Source organism: Burkholderia sp. HAN2018 (assembly GCF_024704855.1).
Classification (GTDB): Bacteria; Pseudomonadota; Gammaproteobacteria; order Burkholderiales; family Burkholderiaceae; genus Burkholderia; species Burkholderia cepacia.
In genome coordinates, this window is record NZ_QOBB01000275.1 from 1 (window position 1) to 8420 (window position 8420).

General features: G+C 68.0%; 7 protein-coding genes. 5 read left to right on the forward strand and 2 right to left on the reverse strand.

Annotated elements, in window-relative coordinates; translation table 11 throughout:
* Positions 1-2251 (reverse strand): Tex family protein (locus DPV74_RS36350; RefSeq protein ID WP_162923241.1); only part of this gene is annotated, 2251 nt, incomplete at its 3' end.
* Positions 2252-2411: 160 nt separating this feature from the next.
* Between DPV74_RS36350 and DPV74_RS36355 the strand changes: the two genes are divergently transcribed.
* The 3 genes from DPV74_RS36355 to DPV74_RS36365 all read left to right on the forward strand — a co-directional run bounded on the left by DPV74_RS36355 (position 2412) and on the right by DPV74_RS36365 (position 5759).
* Positions 2412-3164 (forward strand): hypothetical protein, encoded by a 753-nt coding sequence (locus DPV74_RS36355; protein ID WP_119338941.1) that lies wholly within the window; start codon positions 2412-2414, stop codon positions 3162-3164.
* 77 nt (positions 3165-3241) lie between these two features.
* Complete coding sequence (locus tag DPV74_RS36360) at positions 3242-3457, forward strand: YdcH family protein (RefSeq protein ID WP_006478692.1); 216 nt, start codon at positions 3242-3244, stop codon at positions 3455-3457.
* Between the two features lie 55 nt (positions 3458-3512).
* Entirely contained in the window at positions 3513-5759 is a 2247-nt protein-coding gene (locus DPV74_RS36365) for an ATP-dependent DNA helicase (protein ID WP_119338942.1), read from the forward strand.
* Positions 5760-5879: 120 nt separating this feature from the next.
* Here DPV74_RS36365 and DPV74_RS36370 read toward each other — a convergent pair whose 3' ends face one another.
* Positions 5880-6704, reverse strand: a complete 825-nt coding sequence (locus tag DPV74_RS36370) for an outer membrane protein assembly factor BamD (protein WP_021163132.1) — start codon at positions 6702-6704, stop codon at positions 5880-5882.
* Between the two features lie 41 nt (positions 6705-6745).
* Between DPV74_RS36370 and DPV74_RS36375 the strand changes: the two genes are divergently transcribed.
* On the forward strand, positions 6746-7954 hold the full coding sequence (locus tag DPV74_RS36375) for an RluA family pseudouridine synthase (RefSeq protein ID WP_119338943.1): 1209 nt from the start codon (positions 6746-6748) through the stop codon (positions 7952-7954).
* A gap of 6 nt (positions 7955-7960) precedes the next feature.
* Positions 7961-8420, forward strand: a 460-nt coding sequence (locus tag DPV74_RS36380) for a polyphenol oxidase family protein (RefSeq protein ID WP_205571971.1), incomplete at its 3' end; no start/stop codon positions are given.

The window sequence follows — 8420 nt, forward strand, 5'->3', positions numbered from 1 at the left end:
CGGCGCCGCGCCCCGCGTTGCCGCGATCCTGGCCGCCGCGCGACGGCGTGCCGGGCGCTGCTGCCTCGTCGTCGAGGCGCATCGTCAGCGCAATCCGCTGGCGTTTCACGTCGACGTCGAGCACCTTCACCTTGACGACCTGGCCGGCCTTCACGACTTCGTGCGGGTCCTTGATGAACTTCGTCGACATCGCGGACACGTGGACCAGCCCGTCCTGGTGAACGCCGATATCCACGAACGCGCCGAACGCGGCGACGTTCGTCACGACGCCTTCGAGCGTCATGCCCGGCACGAGATCCGACACCTTCTCGACGCCTTCGCGGAACGTCGCGGTCTTGAACTCCGGACGCGGATCGCGGCCCGGTTTCTCCAGTTCGGACAGGATGTCGCGCACGGTCGGCAGGCCGAAACGCTCGTCAACAAATTCCGTCGGGGACAGGCCCGACAGCGCTTCGCGGTTGCCGAGCACGTCGTCGATGCGCTTGCTGATCTTCGCGAGCATCCGCTCGACGACCGGATACGCTTCCGGGTGCACCGACGAGCGGTCGAGCGGATTCTCGCCGCCGTTGATGCGCAGGAAGCCGGCGGCCTGTTCGAAGGTCTTGTCGCCGAGGCGCGGGACCTTGCGCAGGTGCTCGCGCGACGGGAACGGGCCGTTTGCGTCGCGGTAGTCGACGATGTTGCGCGCGAGCGTCGCGTTCAGGCCCGACACGCGCGCCAGCAGAGCGGCCGACGCGGTGTTCGCGTCGACGCCGACCGCGTTCACGCAATCCTCGACGACCGCGTCGAGCGAGCGGGCGAGTTCGCGCTGGTTCACGTCGTGCTGGTACTGGCCGACGCCGATCGCCTTCGGCTCGATCTTCACGAGTTCGGCGAGCGGATCCTGCAGGCGGCGTGCGATCGACACGGCGCCGCGCAGCGACACGTCCATGTCGGGGAATTCCTTCGCCGCGAGTTCGGACGCCGAGTAGACCGACGCGCCGGCTTCCGACACGACGATTTTCTGCAGGCGCAGCTCCGGGTGTTTCGCGATCAGCTCGCTCGCGAGCTTGTCGGTTTCGCGCGATGCGGTGCCGTTGCCGATGCTGATCAGCTCGGCCTGCGTCTGCGCGGCGAGGCGCGCGAGTTTCGCGATCGAGCCGTCCCAGTCGCGGCGCGGCTCGTGCGGGTAGATCGTATCGGTCGCGAGCACCTTGCCGGTGCGGTCGACGACCGCGACCTTCACGCCCGTGCGCAGGCCGGGGTCGAGACCGATCACGGCCTTCGGGCCGGCCGGCGCGGCCAGCAGCAGGTCGTTCAGGTTGCGCGCGAACACGCGGATCGCTTCGGTTTCGGCCGTTTCGCGCAGCTGCGTGAGGAGTTCGTTCTCGATGTGCGGCTGCACCTTCACGCGCCAGCACCAGCGGCATACGTCGGACAGCCATTTGTCGGCCGGACGGTTCTGGTTCGCGATGCCGAAATGGCGCGCGATCATCGCCTCGCCGGGATGCGGCACCTGGGCGTCGAGCTCTTCGCCGAGGCCGAGCTTGATCGTCAGCACGCCCGCGTTGCGGCCGCGGAACAGTGCGAGGGCGCGGTGCGACGGCACGGTCCTGATCGTTTCCGCGTAGTCGTAATAGTCGCGGAATTTCTCGCCTTCCTCGTTTTCCTTGCCCTCGACGACGGCCGACGACACGACGCCCTGGCTGTGCAGGTAATCGCGCAGCTTGCCGAGCAGCTCGGCCGTTTCGCCGAACTGTTCGGACAGGATGTCGCGCGCGCCGTCGAGCGCGGCCTTCACGTCGGCAACGCCCTTGTCGGCGTCGACGTAGGCGGCCGCCTCGGCCTGCGGGTCGAGCAGCGGGTTCGCGAGCAGGGCCTGCGCGAGCGGCTCGAGGCCGGCCTCGCGGGCGATCTGTGCACGGGTACGGCGCTTCGGCTTGTACGGCAGATAAAGGTCTTCGAGCACCTGCTTGCTGTCGGCCGCGTCGATCGCGGCGCGCAGCTCGTCGGTCAGCTTGCCCTGTTCGTCGATGCTCGACAGGATCGCCGCGCGGCGGTCCTCGAGCTCGCGCAGATACAGGAGGCGTTCCTCGAGCTGGCGCAACTGCGTGTCGTCCAGGTTGCCGGTCACTTCCTTGCGGTACCGGGCAATGAACGGAACGGTCGAGCCTTCGTCGAGGAGTTGCACGGCCGCCGCGACCTGGCGCGGCTGGACGGACAGTTCGGTGGCGATGCGCTGTACGATCTTGAGTGCTACGGTTTCCGTCATGTCGTGGATGATCTGCCTGCTGAAATCGCGGCGCGGGCCGGCAGGCCCGAAGCGGCGGGCTGCGTGGCGGGCCCGACGGGCCAGATGCCGCGGGTGAGTGAAGCGGGGCATTTTGCCATAAATGGCGGAGCGTCCAGCCGGGGGTGATAGAATTTGACACATGTCCCGCAGCTTTCCTACGACGTTGCCAACTTCCCGAATTTCTCTCGTCGCGCTCGGCGCAGCGCTCGCCGCGGCTTTGTCTGCCGGGCCTTCCAGCGCGTTCGCGCAAGCTTCGGGCGCCATCGCGCCGGCCGCCACCGCGGCCGCACCTGTGACGGCCGCGGCCGCACCGGATTTCGACGCCCGTCAAAAAGTGCTCAATCAACGCTCCGCGGAAAACGATTATCGTTATGCGGTGGCCGAGCACGATTGCTACAGCAAGTTCTTCGTCAATCACTGTCTCGGCAAGGCGCGTGACCAGATGCGCGACGAGCGGGCGAGCATCCGCCAGGAGCAGCTCGCGCTCAACGACGAGCAGCGGGCGGTGCGCGCGCAGCAGCGCGACCAGCAGCAGGCGCTGAAGCAGGCGCAGGACGCGGCGGAAGCGCCGCAGCGCGCGGCGAACGACGCGGCAAACGCCGCTGCGTTCCGCGACAAGCAGGAGCAGAATGCGCTGAAGCAGGCGCAGCGCGGCGCGGAAGGGCCGCAGCGCGCGGCGAACAAGCAGGCGTACGACCAGAAGCAGGGCGACTTCCAGCGCAAGCTCGACCAGGCGCACCAGCAGGCCGCGCAGAAGGCGCAGGAGCGGGCGGACAACGCCGCACGCTACGAGCAGAAGCAGAAGGAAGCCGCGCAGCACAAGGCCGACGTCGAGCGGCGTCAGAAGGAAGCGACCGAAAAGGCGCAGCAGAAGCAACAGCAGGGGCAGTAACGTGTTGGATTGATCCGGAATCAGTCTCGTGCGCGCTGGCACGCCAGCCGGCGCGCTGCTTCGATGAGGAGGCAAACATGCAAAACCGTCACACGGAACAGCAGCAGGAATTGCACAACCGTTTGGCTGCATTGCAGGAGCAGCACCAGCAGCTCGCTCGGGAGATCGAGCTGAAGGAAGGGCACTCCGACATCGACGACATCACGCTGCACCGGCTGAAGAAGGAAAAGCTGGCGGCCAAGGACAAAATCATTTTGCTGCAATCGCAGCTGGAACCGGATAAGCGCGCCTGAGCGCGGCCTGGCAAGCGCCGGCGCCGCCCGGGCGCTGGACACAGGAACGCTTGCCTTGAATTCACCGCTTGAAGCCACCCCCGATGCCCGGCACGACGTGTCGTCCGCCGGGCGCGCTCGTGCGCCCGAAGGCACCTTTGAACTGAGCCGCAAGCGCGTCGACGAACTCGACACGATTTTCGGCGAGGGCGGATTGCTGGCGCGCGCGCTCGACGGCTATCGGCCGCGTACATCGCAGATCGAGATGGCGCGCGCCGTCGCGTCCGCGATGGAAGCGTCCGCTCGCCGGATGCCCGAGCCCGAGATCTTCGAAACCCGCAAGCGGCCAGCGCGTCGCCTCGGCGACGGCGACAAGGCGGCCGAGACGGGCGCGGACGCCGCCGCAGCCGAGCCCGACAGCGATGCCGGGGACAACACGCTGATCGTCGAGGCCGGCACCGGGACGGGCAAGACCTATGCGTACCTCGTGCCCGCGATGCTGTGGGGCGGCAAGGTGATCGTGTCGACCGGCACGAAACACCTGCAGGACCAGCTGTTCCAGCGCGACATCCCGACCGTGCGCAACGCGCTGGCGGTGCCGGTGTCGGTCGCGATGCTCAAGGGGCGCGCAAACTACCTGTGCCACTACTACCTGCAACGCACGGCCGACAACGGCCGGCTGCCGTCGCGGCAGGATACGGCCTACCTGCAGGAAATCGTCCGTTTCGCGAAGATCACGAAGAGCGGCGACAAGGCCGAGCTCGCGAGCGTGCCGGAAACGGCGCCCGTCTGGTCGATGGTCACGTCGACGCGCGACAACTGCCTTGGCCAGGAATGCCCGCACTACAAGGAATGCTTCGTGATGCAGGCGCGGCGCGAGGCGCAGCAGGCCGACGTCGTCGTCGTCAACCACCACCTGTTCTTCGCGGACATCATGCTGCGCGACACGGGGATGGCCGAGCTGCTGCCGAACGCGAACACGGTCATCTTCGACGAAGCGCACCAGTTGCCGGAAACGGCGACGCTGTTCTTCGGCGAGACGCTGTCGACGACGCAGATTCTCGAACTCGCACGCGACACGGTAGCTGAAGGCCTGAGCCATGCACGCGACGCGGTCGAATGGGTGAAGCTCGGCGGCGATCTCGAGCGCGCGGCACGCGATTTGCGTCTGGCGTTCGCGAACGACCAGATCGTCCGGATGTCGCTCGCCCAGCTCGGCGACGATCACCCGATGTTCGGCGCGCTCGACGCGCTCGAGGCCGCGCTCGACGCGCTTGCGTCGGCGCTTGCCAGCCAGGCCGAACGGGCGGAATCGCTCGGCGCGTGCCTGCGGCGCGCACGCGAACTGCAGGACCTGCTGGCCGGCTGGGTCGCGCCCGGCGCGACGGAAGCGGCCGCGAAGGCCGACGCGGCAGCGGCCGGCGACAAGGCGGCATCCGACGGCGATCCGAACGAGAAGGTGCGCTGGGTCGAAGTGTTCGCGCATACGGTCCAGCTGCACGAAACGCCGTTGTCGGTCGCGCCGATTTTTGCCAAGCAGCGCGCGGGTGTGCCGCGTGCATGGGTGTTCACATCGGCCACGCTGTCGGTGCGCGGAGATTTCACGCACTACGCGGCACAGATGGGCCTCAGCTCGCGCCGCTCGATGACGCTCGCGAGCCCGTTCGACTACCAGTCGCAAGGGCTGCTGTACGTGCCGCGCAACCTGCCGCAACCGTCTTCGCCGGCGTTTACCGATGCCGTCTTCGACGCCGCGCTGCCGGCGATCGAGGCGTCCGGTGGCGGCGTGTTCATGCTGTGCACGACGCTGCGCGCGGTCGACCGGATCGCGTCGAAGCTGCGCGACGTGATCGAATCGCGCGGCTGGAACACTCCGTTGCTCGTGCAGGGCGATGCGAGCCGTACTGAACTGCTGGACCGTTTCCGTGCATACGGCAATGCGATCCTGGTCGGCAGCCAGAGTTTCTGGGAAGGCGTCGACGTGCGCGGCGATGCGCTGTCGCTCGTCGTGATCGACAAGCTGCCGTTCGCGCCGCCGGACGATCCGGTGCTCGCCGCGCGCCTCGATGCGCTGACGAAGAAGGGGCTGAGCCCGTTCGCCGTGCACCAGTTGCCGCAGGCCGTGATCACGCTGAAGCAGGGCGCGGGCCGGCTGATTCGGGCGGAGACGGATCGCGGCGTGCTGATGATCTGCGACACGCGGCTCGTCGACAAGCCCTACGGGCGCCGGATCTGGCAGAGCCTGCCGCCGTTCAAGCGGACTCGCGAGATCGCGGTCGTCCAGGACTTCTTCGACGAGCACCGTTCCGCAAAGCGCACGTGACGATGCGCGCGGCGCTCGCCGCGCGCTCGCACCGACGCTGCCTGAGCGCGGCGCCAATAAAAAACCCGGCTCGATGGCCGGGTTTTTTGTTCGTGCAGCGGGCGCTGCATGGTGCTTTCGTCAGAACTGCCACCACGACTTCTTCGCGCCGGGGCGCGAGTGGCCCGTGACGTACGGGCTGTCGGGGAACGTGCCTGCGAGCACGCGCTTCGTGTCCTCGGCGAGTTGCGGCTGGTTCAGCTTGCCGTACGACAGGATCATGATGTGCAGCGCGTCCTCGATCGCCGGGGCGCCCTTGTAGTCCTTGATCGCGAGCTGCGCACGGTTGATGGCCGCGACGTAGGCGCCACGCCGGTAGTAGTAGTCGGCCGCGTGCACTTCGTGCGACGCGAGCGCGTTGACGATGTAGCGCATCCGCGCGGCGGCGTCGGGCGCGTACTTGCTCTTCGGGAAGCGGTCGACGACGACCTTGAACGCATCGTACGATTCACGCAGTGCCTGCGGATCGCGCTCGCTCATGTCCTGGCCGGAGAACCGGCCGAACAGGCCGAGATCGTCGTTGAAGTGGATCATCCCCTTCAGGTAGTACGCGTAAGGGATATCCGGATGATCGGGGTGGAGCTGGATGAAGCGATCGACGGCCTGGTCGGCGGCGGCCGCTTCGTTGTCCTTCCAGTTGCAGTACGCAACGTTGATCTGCGCCTGTTGTGCGAAGTGGCCGAACGGATCGCGACCTTGCAGCGATTCGAAATATTTCGCGCACTTGCCCCAGTCGCCGCCGGACAGTGCGTCCTGGGCCTCTGAGTATAATTTGTTGTTCGACCAGGTAGCCGTCTCGTCCTGCTTCTGCGGCAAGCCGTGGCAGCCGGCGATGAGGGCCGCGGCCGCTACCGCCGCAGCCCGGGCGGCGACGGTTCTGGCCGTGCGTTTGGTCGAATTCATCATGCTCGCATGTCCTAGCTTCAAGTCTCGGTGACCCAGTCTAAATGACCCGTTCAAGTTCGCAGAATGCCCAGCCGGGCACACCAAATCGCGAAGATTATAGCCCAAGCGATCGGCCCGCCGACGCTGCGTCGGGGGATTCCCTCGATGACGATCTGGCCGGCGACGCCATGCAGGCGCCCGTCGTGCCGTCCGCGGTGGCCGACGACGCGCCGCGCGTCGTCGAAGTGCCGCTGTCGCTCGCGGGTGAGCGCCTCGACAAGGCGCTCGCCCAACTGTTCCCTGAATTCTCGCGCAGCCGCCTGCAGAGCTGGATCGAGGCGCAGCGCGTGCTCGTCGACGGCGCACCGGCGAAGATCCGCCAGCCGGTGCCGCTCGGCGCCAAGATCGAGCTCGTGCCCGACCTGCTCCCCGAGCAGCTCGCCTTTACGCCGGAACCGGTGCCGCTCGACGTGATCTACGAGGACGACGCGCTCGTCGTCATCAACAAGCCGGCCGGCCTCGTCGTGCATCCGGCCGCCGGCAACTGGAGCGGCACGATCCTCAACGGGCTGCTGCATCGCTATGGCGACGCGGCGGCCGGCCTGCCGCGCGCGGGGATCGTCCACCGGCTCGACAAGGAGACGTCGGGCCTGATGGTGGTGGCGCGTACGCTGGCCGCGCAGACGGACCTCGTGCGCCAGTTGCAGGCCCGCACGGTGAAGCGCCGCTATTTCGCGCTCGTGTGGGGCACGATGCCCGAGGAGGGCACGATCGATGCGCCGATCGGCCGCGATCCGCGCGAACGCACGCGCATGGCCGTCGTCACCGGCGCGTCGGGCAAGCCCGCGCGCACGCATTTCCGCACGGTTGACACATGCCTGTGGCAACGTCAGCCGGTTTCGGCGATCCAGTGCGATCTCGAGACCGGCCGCACGCACCAGATCCGCGTGCACTGCGCGCACGCCGGGCACCCGCTGCTCGGTGACCCCGTGTACGGGCGCGCGCGCGGCAAGCGCTCGGTCGCGCCATTGCCGGACGGTTTCGCACGACAGGCGCTGCATGCATGGCGGCTCGGTCTCGTGCACCCGGTCACGGGCAAGGCGATGCAGTGGCGCTGCCCGCTGCCGGACGACATGAACGCCCTCGTCGCGGCGCTCGGCTTCGGGCAGGGCGACGAGGAATTCGACGACGATGACGGTGTCTACGACGATGACGATTTCGGCGGCGAGTATCACGACGATGAGCCGTACCTGGACGACGAGGAGGAGTGAGTGCCGATGACGAACCTGGCGCCGTTGACGTGGCAGGACTGCGTACAGCCCGACTGGCAGGTGTCGCCGCGCGTGCGCGCGCTGATCACGACGCGCGACGGCGGGGTGAGCGAAGGCCCGTATGGGCGCTGGCAGGGCGCGGAAGCTCTGCCGGGCGGGATGAATCTCGGCCTGCACACCGGTGACGATCCGGCTCATGTCGCCGGGAATCGCGCGCGCCTGCTCGCGCTGGCTGGCCAGTCGAGCGCCGCTTGGCTCGAGCAGGTTCACGGCGCGCAGATCGTGCGCGCGGACGAGGTGATCGCGGCGGCACCCGCGGCGCTCGCGCCGGTGCAGGCCGACGCGAGTGTCACCGACCGTGCCGGCGCCGTCTGCGTCGTGATGGTCGCGGATTGCCTGCCCGTGCTGCTGTGCGACACGCAGGGCCGCGCCGTCGGCGCCGCGCATGCGGGCTGGCGCGGCCTGG